The following is a 14,146-nucleotide window of genomic DNA, read 5'->3' on the forward strand; positions in this document are numbered from 1 at the left end:
AATTTATAGCAGAATTCCTAAAAAAATCGCAACTAAACCACCTAGATAGGTCAAAGTCAGGTAAGAATAAAAGACCTTCTTATCACTTAGCAACCTTTGGAGTTCGTCATTAAAGGTCGAAAACGTTGTCAAACCTCCACAAAATCCTGTTGCTAGAATAGCATAGACTTCCTTAGACTCCACATGGTTGTAGAGCAAGCCAATCAAAAAACAACCCAAAAGATTGGCTATGAGAGTTCCCAAGGGCAATTTAGCAGCTTGATTATAGCGGGAAAAGAAATACCGTACTAGGGCTCCGAAGCCACAAGCAATTGCAAGATAGACCATTACCATTTCTTCCTCCCCAAATAGTAAGCCAAGAGTAGGCCTCCACCGATGCTCAAAAGCAAATACAGAACTAAACTAAAATAACGCCCTGTATCAAGCAGTTTTACAGCATCAAGCATGAAACTAGAAAAGGTTGTTAGACCTCCGCAAAAACCTGTACCCAGCGCTAAAACCAAGCCCTTACTAGTCCCCTTATAGACCAGATATCCCTTGACAAGATAAACCAAGCATAAAATACCTAGATAGTTGACAAGAAGGGTTCCCCAAGGAAAGTCTGGGCTGGCTGGTAACCAAGTGGAAACTAGGTAGCGAACCAATCCACCCAACATAGCAGCTAGAAAAATCCCTAGCGGATAAAATTGTTCTTTTTTCATTTGATATTTTGATCCTGATAATCACGCGAACGTTTGAGTATGTCAGAAAAAGTCGCGACAATAGTTTCCTGATAGCGCTTGTCCTCTACACGACTTCTAACCTTTTCAAAGATAATTTCTTCTCTCTTAGTATCTAAAATCGGTTTACCTGAAGCCTTCTTGTAAGCGACAACCCCTTCAACTAAATGCATTCTCTCTTCTAACAGTTTGACAATTTGGTTGTCGATTTGATCAATCTCTTGCCGAATACTATCTAAATCCATACAGTCTCCTCCTTTATTTGAATTATTGTATCAAAAAGCCACCAAATAGGCTAGTAAAATCCCAAGTCACGGTAAGAAAAATGCACTGATTGATTGCATCAGCGCACGTTTATGCTTATCCTACTTTAGCAGCCAATTCTTCTGCGAATTGTTCCAAGCGTTCAATGTCTTCTTCCTCAGCAGAAAGATCAACTTTGACACATTCTGAACCTTTTTCTGCCCCTGTCGCTACAAAAACACGGTCAAAGTCATCTACCGCCTTACAGAATTCATCGTAGAAGGTATCTCCTGAGCCGACCACTCCGTAGATTTTGCCATTCAAGTTGAGGTCTGCTAGGTCTTCGTAGAAGTCCATCATTTCATCTGGCAATTCTCCATCACCATAAGTATAGGTCGCAACGATAGCAATGTCTGCTTCCAAGAAGTCTGAAGCGTCAACAGTTGTACATTCATCAACATCGACATCCAAGCCCAAGTCACGTAATTTGTCTGCTACAATATCTGCAATTTCTTCGGTATTACCGGTCATACTGGCAAATACAATTTTTGCTAATGCCATATCGTCCTCCTCAATTTATCTTTCTCCATTATATCACATCTTTTTCATTTTAAAAATAAAAATTCTTGTGCTACAATGAAATGAGAAAGAATTGAGGTTATTTATGGACATTTGCCATCAAATTTTAGAAAAAATCAAAGAATACGACACGATTATCATTCATCGTCATATGAAACCAGACCCTGATGCCTTGGGAAGTCAGGTGGGATTGAAAGCCTTGCTGGAATATCATTTCCCTGAAAAAACCATCAAAGCCGTTGGTTTTGATGAACCAACTCTTACTTGGATGGCTGAGATGGATCTTGTTGAAGATAGTGCTTACCAAGGCGCCCTTGTCATCGTCTGTGATACGGCGAATACTGCTCGTATCGATGATAAGCGCTATCGTCAAGGTGATTTTCTCATTAAGATTGACCACCATCCAAATGATGATGTCTACGGTGACCTATCTTGGGTGGATACTAGTTCAAGTAGCGCTAGTGAGATGATTACCCTATTTGCCCAAACAACCCAACTGGCCTTGTCAGATCGCGCTGCTGAGTTGCTCTTTGCAGGAATTGTCGGTGATACAGGTCGCTTCCTCTACCCTTCTACCACTGCACGGACTCTTCGCCTGGCTGCTTATTTGAGAGAACATAACTTTGATTTTGCGGCTCTCACTCGTAAAATGGACACTATGAGCTACAAAATTGCTAAACTTCAAGGCTACATCTATGACCATCTGGAAGTGGATGAAAATGGTGCAGCACGAGTTATCCTGAGTCAAGAAGTCTTGAAACAATTTAATGTTACCGATGCTGAAACTGCAGCCATTGTCGGTGCTCCTGGACGTATTGACAGTGTGAGTCTCTGGGGAATTTTTGTGGAGCAGGCTGATGGCCACTACCGTGTTCGCTTACGCAGTAAAATTCATCCTATCAATGAAATTGCCAAAGAACATGATGGAGGAGGCCACCCTCTAGCAAGTGGTGCCAATTCCTATAGCCAAGAGGAAAACGAAATCATCTACCAAAAGTTAAAAAACTTGCTTAAAAACTGATAAAATACTTGCCAAATTTTTCAGAATCTGATAGACTAGTATGGTAACAATCTATGGCTCGCAAAGAGACCATGGCAGAAAGGAAATATTGCAAAATGAAAAAAGATATCCATCCAGAATATCGCCCAGTTGTCTTCATGGACACAACTACTGGTTACCAATTCCTTAGCGGTTCAACAAAACGCTCTAACGAAACAGTTGAGTTCGAAGGCGAAACTTACCCATTGATCCGTGTGGAAATTTCATCAGACTCACACCCATTCTACACTGGACGTCAAAAGTTCACTCAAGCAGATGGACGCGTGGATCGTTTCAACAAAAAATACGGTCTCAAATAATGATAAAAAGAACAGTTTCAGCTGTTCTTTTTTTGTTACATGACTATTGATCCAAAGTATTCAGTATGCTATTAGGTACTTTTTTTGTTTTACAATTTTATAAAGTTTATTAAATCACAAATTTTAAGGCCACACAAATTACGTGATTTAATATAAAATTTAAAAATCTGAATTGTTTTTAAAGTTTTTATACTCTCTAAAAACACCTCTATAATACATACTCAGACCTAATATAGCAATAAATTTATGAATAATAGTATTTGATTCGAATAAAATGTTAATGGCTATCCCAGTCATTATAAAACTAATTGCAATTATTAAACGATGCTTCATCTGTACCTCAACGTTCTATATCTCCAGTTCTTCCCAAAAAGCTTATAATAGCTCCACCATGTCCTCCTAAAGCAACAATTCCTTCTCAAAACATGAAAGTCCACCTTCAATGCTGGACAATATTACTTCAAATTGTCTCATCATGAATACTTCCTTAGATTTATATAAAAAATTTTTTGTCTTGTTAAAAACTTGGTAAGTTTTTTCTGCTCATTTTCCTTATCTCGTTATACCAAAAGAAATTAATCCTTGAGCTAGATTTTTACTCAATTGTCCATATGTGGCAATTTCTTTATAAAATGTCGCAACCTTTGGGCTCATTGATTTGTGACTATTAATCCCACTAACAGCCTGCTGACGAAGAGCTTCAGCCAACTCCATGACAACTCTCTGCTCATTTTTTGTATTCTCTAATAGAATTTTATAACGTAATAAAATATCTCGTTCATTTTTATGAATATCTGTATCTAAAATCAAATTATAAATCTTATTAAGAATTTCTTCTGTTCTCTTATCCATAAATTATCCTCTATAAGCTAAAATCCAATATCTCCTCCCCAATGATGATATCCAACCATTAGCCATGACATCTTTAGTTGACTCACAATCACACTTAGTTACAATACCCCCATTCTCAATTTGGAAATTAACAAATGAAACATTGTCCAAACATGTAATGAGGCTAAAAATTATAGTCGTCACAACCTTATAAAGTTCCCTTTTGGTTTATTCCTTTTAAACCTATACAAATCAATAGTAGAGTTGCTATGATATCAACAATATCTTGTGACTTTAGTAAAGACAAGATTCCTAGAGAAATAATATAAAATATACTAATTATTTTTCTCATTATTTACAAAAACTTTCTGCCGCTAGCCCGCCTGTTGAAATCGCAAATGTAACACTAACAGGATCAGCGTTGAAAAAGCCTATCTCAACCATCCCTGCCGTATCTAAAATACATGTCAAGTCATTTTTACCTCCTTCAACAGTAGCAAGAGTATCAGCTTTTCGCACATTAACTTGTTCGATAGTTTTTATATTCACAATGGATACCTCCTATATAATAGGTATTTTTTGTCAGATTATAATCTTGACAAGTTCAGTATAGCAGTACAAAATCGATTTTTACCACAAAGTATTTACATGCTGCTAACTCCACTTATCTTCAAATTTAAATAGACACATTATCGGAGTTATTAATAAGAAAAAATCTAACCAATTTAGATAGTTCATAATATACGATATAATACCAGCCAAAACGAAAAGGTACAAAGCTGTACGATATCCTCTCTTTGGGTTTTTATCAGCCTTGGTGTTAAAAATAATGTACATGCAACAAATCGCAATGAGTATAAGCTGAATCATAGTTTCATTTAACATATTAGCACCTCTTATTTTTTTAAAACTATTTTGAATGAGTTGTTTTTGCTTCCACGATGAGTAGATCCTCTATAATATATGATTTTATGAGATTATAACCTTGACAAGTTCAGTATATCAGGAAAGAAGAGATTTTTACCACAAAGTCTTTAAATGTACTTTTTTCATCACGAAACGTATTTTTTCATGATTTGTAACCTTTCAATATTAAAAATAAACCATTTTAAAATTTGTTCCACAAATCGATGCTAGATATTGTGAACTCGTCACTCTAGCTTTTTTGCCCAGTTTTATTGTTATGACTATTTCCTAACTCATTTACAGGAACTAGCTAAAAAATAAGGAAGGTACAACTTACCTTACTATCATCATGTAATCCAAAGAAATAGACTTTGAAACCAGAGCCATTCAAACTGATATGATCCTCTTTAACATAGAGGAAATTCCTTACCCCTCCATAGTTTCCATTAATGAATACCTTATCTATTAAAAAAAAGACCATCTTATCATTTGGCCCCTGACCCTAGAATCAAAGTAATGAAAGAGAGTCACCATAAAATGGTTACGTCAGAATTCCTATGTTTGCTATAAATTGAGCATTTAAATGTATATAAAGTCATAACAAAAGAGTCCCCCTTAAAATATTCTATAGAATATTTTAAGGGGGACTCTTTTAAAGTTCTATTTCCAATTGCTATTCCTCCTTCTGCTGCGGACTCTATAGCATTATCTAACAAGATAGAAGTAATTGTTAAGAAGTCAATTTGTTCCATATTTTTTATAGAGAACTGTTCACTAATCTCCAGGGAAACTGGAATAGATAAGTTTTGGGCCTCCGATAACTTAGATAATAGTAAACTCTTTAGCGCCAAATCATTGATATTTCTTAGATGTGCTACATCAAAACGCTTGCCTTTTAATTTTTCACCAGAATTTTTCAAAACACTATCATAAACTTGAGAAACCAGATTAATATCTTTTTGATCTATACCTATTTTTAAGCTTGACAAAATATTAGCATAATCATGTCTGAAGCCTCTAATTTCTTGATACAACCCTTCAACTTGTTGACTATAATTGCTAAGATTTTGCAATTGAATGTCTTTTTGTAGAACGACTTTCTCCTGTAATTCTTGAAGTAATTTTCTATCCAATAGATTAACAAAACAAATAAACAATAAAAAGTAAACTGCTGTCAATAATTCTTTATAATCCAACATTCTATCCCAACTTACTTTATCACTGTAGTTTATATAAGGTGGTAAGATAAAATAGGCTAGCATTAAAGTATCCGCAGTAATTAAAATAAATTTTGTCTTTCTATCCAAGTTCTTTATTTTTAAATGACTAAAATTATATCGAAAGAGACTAATAAGAAATAACACAATAATTTCAGCTAATAAAGAGAAAATCATTGTTCCTAGATTAGTTTCATATAGTCTATACAATATTGGAATCTTAGAAATTATAAAGTAACCTAAGAAATTTTTGATGACATCCCAAAATCCAATTGGAAATAATGAGTAAAAAAGTAATAAAGAAACCTTACTTCTTAATTTACCAATAGACAAAGTATATAGGATAAAAAAGGTAGGATAAAGCAATAATGACCCAAGAAAGTAAAATTCAGTTGATTTAAATAAAACAATAAATAGTAATGTTAAAAGATGGAACAGAATAATGGACATTACTACTTTTTTCAGATTTAATCTCTCACCTACAACCCTAGCATGGATACATAACAATAGAAAAACACCTAAAATATTTAAAAAAAATATCATCTAAATCTCCTTAGTCATGAAGTCTTTCGATAGCTTTCATAAGTGGACGAATTTTTAATCTAGAGACAATACAAGAGGATCCGTTCTGAAAATGAACTATCCGGTTTTCTTTATCAATTAAAGATATATTATAAGGATTTACGATAAATGATCTATGACATTGAAACAAACGTGGTTCCTGTTTAAGAATATCTGACAATTGTCCATAAAATTCAACTATGTCTCGTTTTGAATAGAGAGTCAACTTATGAGCAATTGTTGATGTTTCAATATACAATAAATCTTTAAAAGGGACTTGAATTTGAGCTTTGGATCCTGTAAATATAAAAGAGTCCTCAGATACTGTTCTTCTTTGATTATCGCTAACACTTAAAATAACATTTTCAATTCGTTTGATAAATAATGGTTCAGGTAATTCTTTATCAATGAAATCAATAGCCGATACTAAATATTCAAAAGATACAGGCATAAACTCAGAATGTGATGTTACAAAAGCAATCACTGCTTGAGAATCAAGTTTTCTAATTTCTCTAGCAACGTCTAATCCTCTTTTGTCATCATCTTTTATTTCAATATCAAGTAAAAATAATTGATGATTTCCTCTCTCTGAAATGTCCTCTAAAAGCTGTTGAGGTTTTCCATAAACCTCAAAATGCCTATACTCAATCTTATTATCCACCAAAATTTTTTTGACAACATTTTCAATTCTAGTCTGTTGTAAAAAATTATCTTCTAGTATAAAAATATTCACTACTTCACTCCTATATATTTTTCCACTGATTTTTTAATATTGTAAAGTGTCTTCTAGAACAAGCGATGTCTGATACTCTATCATCCATAAACATAATCGTTCTTGTCTCATGATTAAATCCTGCTATTTTATCTTTATTCACAAGAAACTTTCTATGGCATCTAATAAGTTCTTCTGTACTTTCCTCTTCGATTTTAGCTAGTGAGGTTGAAGCTTCAAAATTCCCTTCTGCTGTTACAAAAAGAACAGCATGAGCTTTTGTTGGGTGAGTTGTAACATAATAAATTTTAGAGAGTGGTACCTTTACGATAGCTCTATCTTGATATAAAATATAGTCTTTCATATTTAGCCTCCTTCTATAAGTTTAATCTTATCAGAATGATGGAAATTAAATTATAAAAATCTCAAATGGTAAAAATTTTCTTAATTTAGACATTTCAGGATAAAATAGATACTTTTTAGTATCTCAATAATATTAATCTTTCTTCATTTGATAAACTAATTTCTAATGAAAGGAAAGCTATGAAGGCAATTCAAATTTTACACTACTCTTTATTTGGCTATATTTTATCTCTGTATTTAAAATATTATTTCTTAAAAAACATTTAAAAATACAAAAATTTTACAAGGACATAAGATTAACTACAAATATAAATCTTCTACTTATTTTATCATAAAATCAGGGTCTCTAACATCTAAAAAAGTTTCCTATCTAAACACTACTTCTGTTTTTAGTTGTTTTGATTCTTGATATGGAATGAAAATGATATCTAACAGTCAATCAATTTTTTCAAGATCTTGGACGGATATATCAGATAATCTATGAATTAGCTTCTTAAATATATCACTATTGTCCTGATTTTTCTTAAAATTTTGTAAACATCAATTATGACCACCCATAAAAGGCTTAATCATGAATTTTTAAAATCAGTTTTTAATTCCAAATTTTCCAAGCTCAAAAAAACTTTGCACTCTAGCTAGCCACACAATGGTTACCAGAGTACAAAGTTTTTTATTAGACAAGATTTAGTCTTCCTTATCTTGATTTTCATTTCCTTTAACTGCTTTTTTAAATTCGGATAGCATTTTACCAATTGATTCGCCTAGTTCAGGCAATCGTTTTGGTCCGAAGATTAAGAGAGCTCCTAAAACGATAATAATCAATCCTGGTGCTCCGATATCACGTAAGATTCCCATTTCTCGCTCCTTTCTGCTTGCGTTTCATAATGTGTTTGCTGATAGCAATACTCAATTCATAGAGTAAAATCAAGGGGGCAGTCATTGCCAAATCACTAACAAAGTCGGCTGGTGTCAAGATGACTGCAAGTACCAATAAGATAAAATAAGCATATCGGCGATAAGCAATCAACAATTCTGGTCCAATGAGCCCAATCGACGTCAAAAAGGCAATGATAACCGGCAATTCAAAAATCAGAGCCAAGGGCAAGGTCGTTTGAAAAACAAAGGACAGATAATTTTGGGCTGTTAACTGCGTTTCAAATAGTCCTTCTCCTAGCCCTAATAAAACCTGAAGTAAGGCTGGTGTTACAAAGTAAAAACCAAAAACTAGTCCAACTAGAAAACAAAGGAAACTAGCTGGAATATAAGCAAAAATAGCTCTAGCTTCTTCCTTCTTTAAACCAGGTTTAATGAAAGACCAAATATGATACACCGTGTAAGGTAGGGTGATAGTAAAGGCCATCAGACTAGCTAAGCGTATGTAAATCCATAAAATATCATTTGGCCCTAAAACAATCAACTTTTGCTGAAAAGATTGGGTCACATACTGGTAAATTTGATCTGCAAAAAGCAGTGAAACACAGAATACCAAAAAGAAACAAATGACCACTGCCAATAATCTCTTTCTAAACTCTACCAGATGTTCAACGATTGTCAATTCTTTTCTATCCATCGTATTCTTCACCCTGTCTGAAAGTGACAATCAAGACAATAATAATAAAGATTAGCTGACTGATTAAACCTTCCCAACTTGGGTAAATTCCAAGCAGGTCGATTGTTGGAAATCCTGTCAGCAAGTGATTTGGTGCCATATTGGTCAACTGAAGAGCGTGGACACTAACCCCCAGCATCTTGAAAGCCAGAGCATAAATCATCCAAGTCAGGATAAAGAAGACCTTATGTGGCAGGAAGAATTGACTGGCCTTATTCATCATGATTGCAATAATTACCAGAACCAGCAAGGCAAGTGAAATTCCCAAGACAAATTCAAAACTGGAAATTCTTGGTATAATCCCAACATAAAAGAGAATGGTTTCTGCTCCCTCACGGAAAACAGCTAGAAAACTGAGAGCAAACATGGAAATAAAGGAACCTGTCTTAGTCACTGTTTCCATTTGTGACTCCATAAAGGTATTCCATTTTTTGACTGAGGACTTGCTGTGAAGCCAGATTCCAATCAAAATCATCATAACTACCGCAAAAATCCCCACTGCTCCTTCGATGATTTCACGATTGGATCCTGATGTCACTGCTGGAAAAGCAATTTGCAGGATGAAAGCAATAACCAGACTTGCCATGATTCCTGTGATAGCACCACCATAAACCCACTTGAGCCCTTTACGCAGCTTGGCTGCTTTCAAGGTCGTTACCAAAGCCATAACGATTAAAAGGGCCTCTACACCTTCTCTCAGGAGAATGAGCATAGCATCAAAGGCATTGTAACGTGCACTGGTATCAATTTGTGATAAATCTACAATCAGTTTTTCTAATTTTTCTTGGTATTCCTTTTCACTTCCCTTGACCATAATCACAGGGCTTTCACTTTCCACTCGAGTATAGAGGGAAGGATTGGTCGTGCTAACAGAACCTTCAATTGTTGGCCAGATAGTGATGAATTCCTTCATACTAGCGGCTCCTGATGCTTGATCACCAGCTTGAAATTGTTCCAAAGCCTTCTTCAAAAGGGCAATGCCGTCTTTGAGAGTCAAATCCGAAGATGTTGCTGCTATTTCTTTTCCAGTTACAAAATCATCAATAGCCTTTTTTAAGTTCTCAAAGGAAGTCTGGATTGAGTTGAAATCTGTAGGCTCGGTTTCCATACTACTACGCAAGAAAGAAATAGCTGTTTCAACACGGCCGTAATGGGCTGTACTATTGTCACGAACCACACTTTCATTGATGGTCCAAGTGGAATTCATTTTCTTAAAGGCTTCTCGAACCTTTTCCAAATCTTTGGAGGAAATGGCTTGTTCCAAGGCTTCAAAACGAGGACTTAGACGGTTTACCAACTTTTCCTTTTCCGCATCTAGGTCAACAGGATTTTGTTCTTTTTCAAAGGCTAATAGGGCTGCAGAAAGTTCGGTGAGTTTGTCATCAGTAATCTCGCCTGATTGAGCTAACTTTTCCTTAACAACCTTACCAGCCTCAGAATCCTTATTTTCTACTCCTTCGAAGTCTGTTGCCATCTCTGTAACAAGTTTCTGTGCTTCAGACTGATTGCCATTTTTGACCGCTTTAGAAGCATCTGTGATTTTTACAAAGTAAGAACTCAAGCTTTCTTGAGCACCTACTGGGGAAAGAATTAAAAATAACAAAGCTAAAACTAGTAACCAGCTTTTAGCCTTCCAATAATTTCTGACCAATGTAGCCTCCTTTCTCCACACCACCAAAGCAAGCAAAGAGTCCACTACCGATATGAGTGATGTATTCATTCATCTTATCTGTAGCACCTAGATTGGTTTGAACCTTGACAAAGTTATCAGGATCCTTCTGGAAAGAAATGAAGAGCAAGCCCGTATCAAACTGGCCAGTTTTTTCATCAATCCCATCTGAGTAAGAGTAAGAACGACGTAAAAGTGGTTTCTCCACTTCTTTAGCCAAACGAACATGCGAATCATCAGGTAAGAGACTCAAATCCACTTCATCAAACTCATTTTTCTTACCAAAGGGGGCACCACTTTCCTTGTAACGACCAAAGGTATTTTCTTGTTCTTCAAGACTAGTACGGTCCCAGGTCTCTAAAAACATCTGAATCCGACGAACTGCCATATAAGATCCATTTTCCATCCAGTCCTTACTATCAGCCCAGATGACGCGGTCAAAGTCTTGCTCCTTGGTTGGATTTGCTGTCCCATCTTTAAAACCAAAGAGGTTACGCGGAGTCTCCATTCGATCTCCGATAGCTGCAAAACCAGACTGACTCCAACGAAGGGTCACCGCATTTCTCCCCTTACGGATGAGATTTCGAATAGCATGAAAGGCAACTTGCTCATCATCGGCACAAGCCTGAATCACAATATCTCCACCAGTATATTTTTCACGCAATTGCTCTTTAGGAAAAGGCGGTAAATCCCTAAACAGTTGTGGACGCTTGTTTTCCAAGTTCATCTTTTTCAAGAAACTCGCAGAAACACCAAAAGTTAGCGTCAAACGATGAGGATTGAGCCCGACTGTTTCACCAGTATCGCTCGGAGGCAAGAGAGCATTCTGGCCATCTTTTTTGACCAATTCCCCCTCGACCAACTTGGCACTATAATCCGTCCAATCCTTGAACAACTGAATAATCTTATCCTTATCCGTCGTATGCAAATCCAAGACAACAAAATAGATATTTTTTTGCATGGGCGTACTAATCCCTGCTTGATGCTTGCCATAAAAAGCAATTTTTTCATTTCCGTACGAGATTTTTTCCTGACTTCCTAGCTTAGGTGCGAAAAAAGCAGAAGCACCAGAGAGTCCTAGCGCTAAACCAGCCCCTCCAATCCCTGCTTTTTTTAGAAATTCTCGACGGTCCATTTTCTTTTCAAAAAACTTTTCGTCTTTTTCAGTCATGACTCTTATTCTCCACTAAGAAATTTACCCATTTGTGATAGAGGCTCACCAAGTTTTGTCACAGCTTCTGACAATTCTTTGGTATCTTCTTTTGTCAAATCAGTATAGAGCTTATAGTGTTCCTTGTCGGTCATGTGTTTGTCCAACAAGCTATTGACAGACTTGAAATCTGCTTCCAATTCTTTAACTAGGTTAGCGTCTGATTTTTCAAGTAAAGGTTTAAAGAGTTGGAAAATCTTCTCAGCTCCCTCAATATTGGCACGGAAGTCATACAAGTCTGTATGAGAATAAATTTCCTCTTCACCTGTAATCTTGCTTTTCGCTACTTCGTTAAGCAAGTCAACTGCTCCAGTCAACATAACCTTGTAATCCACATCTACAGTTGCAATCTTAGCTTTCAATTCCTTGATATCATTAACCAACTGATCTCCGTAGATTTCAGTTCCTTTTGTTGTATTGTCTTCCCAAAGTATACGCTCGATACGATGGAAACCTGACCAACCTTTCTCGGTCTTGTTTTCGTCCATATAGTCTGCCAAACGGAAGTCAATCTTGACATCTGACTCACCAAAACTTTCGGCAATTGGTTCTGAACGCTCATAAGACATACGAATCAATGGATAGACCTTCTTGGCTTCTTCTAACTTACCTTCTTTCAACAGTTTGACAAAGCCTTCCGTATCTGTCAAAAGTTTATCAATTTGCTCTTGCACAAAAGTCTTATAGTCAGCTGTGGCCTTATCAAGCATTTTTTGCTTATCTTCAGACAAGGCTGTCACCTTAGACGAATCGGTTGTATCTGCTGATTTTTCAAACCTAACAGCACAAGCTGTCAATAGCAAGGCTGAAGATAAAAGGATAAAACCTAGTTTTTTCATTGTTTACTCCTATTGGTTCAGGAAACCTTAATTAATTTTACGTTTCATTATAACATGTTTTCACTCATTTTTCAATAAATTTTCAGACAATTTAATGTTAGTAGATTCATACTAACAATAGACTTTTAAACCTAAAATTGATAAAATAGGAAAGAAAATAAGATAAAAGGAAACTGTAAATCACCATGATGAACATGCAAAATATGATGCGTCAAGCACAAAAACTTCAAAAACAAATGGAACAAAGTCAAGCTGAGCTTGCTGCTATGCAATTTGTTGGCAAATCTGCTCAAGACCTTGTTCAAGCTACCTTAACTGGAGATAAGAAAGTTGTCAGTATTGACTTCAATCCAGCTGTCGTTGACCCGGAAGACCTTGAAACTCTTTCTGATATGACTGTTCAAGCCATCAACTCTGCTCTTGAACAAATCGATGAAACGACTAAGAAAAAATTAGGTGCTTTCGCAGGGAAATTGCCATTCTGATAAAAAAGGCTCTATAATATTTATAGTGGGTAAATCCCTTATAGATATTATGGAGCCTATTTTGATGTAGAAAAAAGTCCCATAAAATCTATAGTGAAAAGCGACCAAGCCATCATTAGAAAGAATCCTATGGAACAATTACATTTTATCACAACTGCTTGATATTGAAAACTTTTTTCTCATACTAAGTCCTAAACGCTAAAATCATTCTTAATCTTTTTTACCATTTGTTATTATACTCCTAAATTCCGGCTAAAACAGTCCACCAAATTGTTCTACTTCAATACTTAAGGAGAATTGTAAATCATGCCAAACCATGAAGCAATTTAATCAAATATTTCATTAGTACATGGTCATCAACCCCTACTAACAGCATAGTAGCGAACTATTGTATCGCCGACTTTTCGTATGTGCTTAACTACTAAAGAGATTATAGAGACACTCTTGAGTTGCTAATAAGAATTAAAGCACCACTATAATATTCTACATTTTTACTTTTAGAGTAAGGTTTTGCGTACTCATTGAGAAGAATCTAGAGCTAGCTAATCCTCGCTTTTAGACTTTTTAGAATCTTAATAAAGAAAGCATCTACTCCCTCTTCAATTACCTTATTCCAACGTAAAGTTAGGAGAGAATAATAATCTTATCCAATGCAATACCTTTGATTTTCGAAACTTTGACAACTGCAAAAAACAGACTTTCACAATTCGCAATATCAATCATGACCACCCGTCAAACGGGTGGTTTGTACCAGGGCTATAAGCCCAAATTACCAGCCAGCGCCTAAAGACGCTGGCTTTCACGTTGTTCAAGCCTCATTGCTCTTGACTCGTCACTTGCCTCT

17 protein-coding genes are annotated in these 14,146 nt (G+C 35.6%); 3 read left to right on the plus strand and 14 right to left on the minus strand.

Translation table 11 applies throughout. From position 1 onward, the window contains the following. Positions 1 to 3: 3 nt before the first annotated feature. The 4 genes from crcB (FJR73_RS09590) to FJR73_RS09605 form a co-directional block, all read right to left on the minus strand. Complete coding sequence (gene crcB, locus FJR73_RS09590) at positions 4 to 333, minus strand: fluoride efflux transporter CrcB (protein WP_140834651.1); 330 nt, start codon at positions 331 to 333, stop codon at positions 4 to 6. Beyond that, a complete protein-coding gene (crcB, locus tag FJR73_RS09595; RefSeq protein WP_140834652.1) occupies positions 327 to 701 on the minus strand; it encodes a fluoride efflux transporter CrcB in 375 nt (124 codons plus the stop codon). Before crcB (FJR73_RS09595) ends, crcB (FJR73_RS09590) begins: the two co-directional genes overlap by 7 nt. After that, complete coding sequence (locus tag FJR73_RS09600) at positions 698 to 964, minus strand: chorismate mutase (protein WP_000362496.1); 267 nt, start codon at positions 962 to 964, stop codon at positions 698 to 700. The genes crcB (FJR73_RS09595) and FJR73_RS09600 overlap by 4 nt, the downstream gene beginning before the upstream one ends. A 115-nt stretch (positions 965 to 1,079) precedes the next feature. Further along, positions 1,080 to 1,523, minus strand: a complete 444-nt coding sequence (locus FJR73_RS09605) for a flavodoxin (protein WP_001162125.1) — start codon at positions 1,521 to 1,523, stop codon at positions 1,080 to 1,082. A 103-nt stretch (positions 1,524 to 1,626) separates the two neighbouring features. Between FJR73_RS09605 and FJR73_RS09610 the strand changes: the two genes are divergently transcribed. Next, the gene (locus tag FJR73_RS09610; RefSeq protein ID WP_140834653.1) at positions 1,627 to 2,562 is read left to right on the plus strand and encodes a bifunctional oligoribonuclease/PAP phosphatase NrnA; all 936 of its coding nucleotides are present in this window, start codon (positions 1,627 to 1,629) and stop codon (positions 2,560 to 2,562) included. Between the two features lie 95 nt (positions 2,563 to 2,657). Then, complete coding sequence (locus tag FJR73_RS09615; RefSeq protein WP_000710764.1) at positions 2,658 to 2,900, plus strand: type B 50S ribosomal protein L31; 243 nt, start codon at positions 2,658 to 2,660, stop codon at positions 2,898 to 2,900. Between the two features lie 552 nt (positions 2,901 to 3,452). Here the strand turns inward: FJR73_RS09615 and FJR73_RS09620 are convergent. From FJR73_RS09620 to efeO, 10 genes are all read right to left on the minus strand, one after another. After that, the gene (locus FJR73_RS09620; RefSeq protein WP_000361393.1) at positions 3,453 to 3,752 is read right to left on the minus strand and encodes a bacteriocin immunity protein; all 300 of its coding nucleotides are present in this window, start codon (positions 3,750 to 3,752) and stop codon (positions 3,453 to 3,455) included. A gap of 330 nt (positions 3,753 to 4,082) precedes the next feature. Further along, the gene (locus FJR73_RS09625) at positions 4,083 to 4,280 is read right to left on the minus strand and encodes a hypothetical protein (protein WP_001022715.1); all 198 of its coding nucleotides are present in this window, start codon (positions 4,278 to 4,280) and stop codon (positions 4,083 to 4,085) included. Between the two features lie 884 nt (positions 4,281 to 5,164). Next, positions 5,165 to 6,397 (minus strand): ATPase, encoded by a 1,233-nt coding sequence (locus tag FJR73_RS09635; RefSeq protein WP_258190716.1) that lies wholly within the window; start codon positions 6,395 to 6,397, stop codon positions 5,165 to 5,167. Between the two features lie 10 nt (positions 6,398 to 6,407). Continuing rightward, positions 6,408 to 7,148 (minus strand): response regulator transcription factor, encoded by a 741-nt coding sequence (locus tag FJR73_RS09640; protein ID WP_140834654.1) that lies wholly within the window; start codon positions 7,146 to 7,148, stop codon positions 6,408 to 6,410. A gap of 10 nt (positions 7,149 to 7,158) precedes the next feature. Next, positions 7,159 to 7,491: a LytTR family DNA-binding domain-containing protein gene (locus FJR73_RS09645; RefSeq protein ID WP_000656277.1), complete on the minus strand. Its 333-nt coding sequence runs from the start codon at positions 7,489 to 7,491 to the stop codon at positions 7,159 to 7,161. Between the two features lie 683 nt (positions 7,492 to 8,174). Further along, the gene (tatA, locus tag FJR73_RS09655; RefSeq protein ID WP_000512111.1) at positions 8,175 to 8,345 is read right to left on the minus strand and encodes a twin-arginine translocase TatA/TatE family subunit; all 171 of its coding nucleotides are present in this window, start codon (positions 8,343 to 8,345) and stop codon (positions 8,175 to 8,177) included. Continuing rightward, complete coding sequence (gene tatC / locus FJR73_RS09660) at positions 8,329 to 9,060, minus strand: twin-arginine translocase subunit TatC (RefSeq protein WP_140834656.1); 732 nt, start codon at positions 9,058 to 9,060, stop codon at positions 8,329 to 8,331. Before tatC ends, tatA begins: the two co-directional genes overlap by 17 nt. Further along, positions 9,053 to 10,750 carry an FTR1 family protein gene (locus FJR73_RS09665; RefSeq protein WP_140834657.1) on the minus strand — a complete coding sequence of 566 codons (1,698 nt, stop codon included), beginning with the start codon at positions 10,748 to 10,750 and terminating at the stop codon, positions 9,053 to 9,055. The genes tatC and FJR73_RS09665 overlap by 8 nt, the downstream gene beginning before the upstream one ends. Beyond that, positions 10,725 to 11,939, minus strand: coding sequence for an iron uptake transporter deferrochelatase/peroxidase subunit (gene efeB, locus FJR73_RS09670; RefSeq protein WP_140834658.1), 1,215 nt, complete (start codon positions 11,937 to 11,939; stop codon positions 10,725 to 10,727). The genes FJR73_RS09665 and efeB overlap by 26 nt, the downstream gene beginning before the upstream one ends. Before the next feature lie 5 nt (positions 11,940 to 11,944). Continuing rightward, a complete protein-coding gene (gene efeO / locus FJR73_RS09675; protein ID WP_140834659.1) occupies positions 11,945 to 12,817 on the minus strand; it encodes an iron uptake system protein EfeO in 873 nt (290 codons plus the stop codon). A gap of 185 nt (positions 12,818 to 13,002) precedes the next feature. Between efeO and FJR73_RS09680 the strand changes: the two genes are divergently transcribed. Further along, entirely contained in the window at positions 13,003 to 13,302 is a 300-nt protein-coding gene (locus FJR73_RS09680; RefSeq protein ID WP_000981526.1) for a YbaB/EbfC family nucleoid-associated protein, read from the plus strand. The last annotated feature ends 844 nt before the right edge of the window (positions 13,303 to 14,146 follow it).

It is taken from the genome of Streptococcus sp. D2 (genome assembly GCF_006385825.1).
GTDB lineage: Bacteria > Bacillota > Bacilli > Lactobacillales > Streptococcaceae > Streptococcus > Streptococcus shenyangsis.

What these genes read in the sequence shown, in the direction of transcription:
- crcB (WP_140834652.1), bottom strand. Translation starts at nt 701, where the DNA reads ATGAAAAAAGAACAATTTTATCCGCTAGGGATTTTTCTAGCTGCTATG.
- FJR73_RS09635 (WP_258190716.1), bottom strand. Translation starts at nt 6,397, where the DNA reads ATGATATTTTTTTTAAATATTTTAGGTGTTTTTCTATTGTTATGTATC.
- crcB (WP_140834651.1), bottom strand. Translation starts at nt 333, where the DNA reads ATGGTAATGGTCTATCTTGCAATTGCTTGTGGCTTCGGAGCCCTAGTA.
- FJR73_RS09680 (WP_000981526.1), top strand. Translation starts at nt 13,003, where the DNA reads ATGATGAACATGCAAAATATGATGCGTCAAGCACAAAAACTTCAAAAA.
- efeO (WP_140834659.1), bottom strand. Translation starts at nt 12,817, where the DNA reads ATGAAAAAACTAGGTTTTATCCTTTTATCTTCAGCCTTGCTATTGACA.
- efeB (WP_140834658.1), bottom strand. Translation starts at nt 11,939, where the DNA reads ATGACTGAAAAAGACGAAAAGTTTTTTGAAAAGAAAATGGACCGTCGA.
- FJR73_RS09645 (WP_000656277.1), bottom strand. Translation starts at nt 7,491, where the DNA reads ATGAAAGACTATATTTTATATCAAGATAGAGCTATCGTAAAGGTACCA.
- tatA (WP_000512111.1), bottom strand. Translation starts at nt 8,345, where the DNA reads ATGGGAATCTTACGTGATATCGGAGCACCAGGATTGATTATTATCGTT.
- FJR73_RS09615 (WP_000710764.1), top strand. Translation starts at nt 2,658, where the DNA reads ATGAAAAAAGATATCCATCCAGAATATCGCCCAGTTGTCTTCATGGAC.
- FJR73_RS09620 (WP_000361393.1), bottom strand. Translation starts at nt 3,752, where the DNA reads ATGGATAAGAGAACAGAAGAAATTCTTAATAAGATTTATAATTTGATT.
- tatC (WP_140834656.1), bottom strand. Translation starts at nt 9,060, where the DNA reads ATGGATAGAAAAGAATTGACAATCGTTGAACATCTGGTAGAGTTTAGA.
- FJR73_RS09605 (WP_001162125.1), bottom strand. Translation starts at nt 1,523, where the DNA reads ATGGCATTAGCAAAAATTGTATTTGCCAGTATGACCGGTAATACCGAA.
- FJR73_RS09600 (WP_000362496.1), bottom strand. Translation starts at nt 964, where the DNA reads ATGGATTTAGATAGTATTCGGCAAGAGATTGATCAAATCGACAACCAA.
- FJR73_RS09610 (WP_140834653.1), top strand. Translation starts at nt 1,627, where the DNA reads ATGGACATTTGCCATCAAATTTTAGAAAAAATCAAAGAATACGACACG.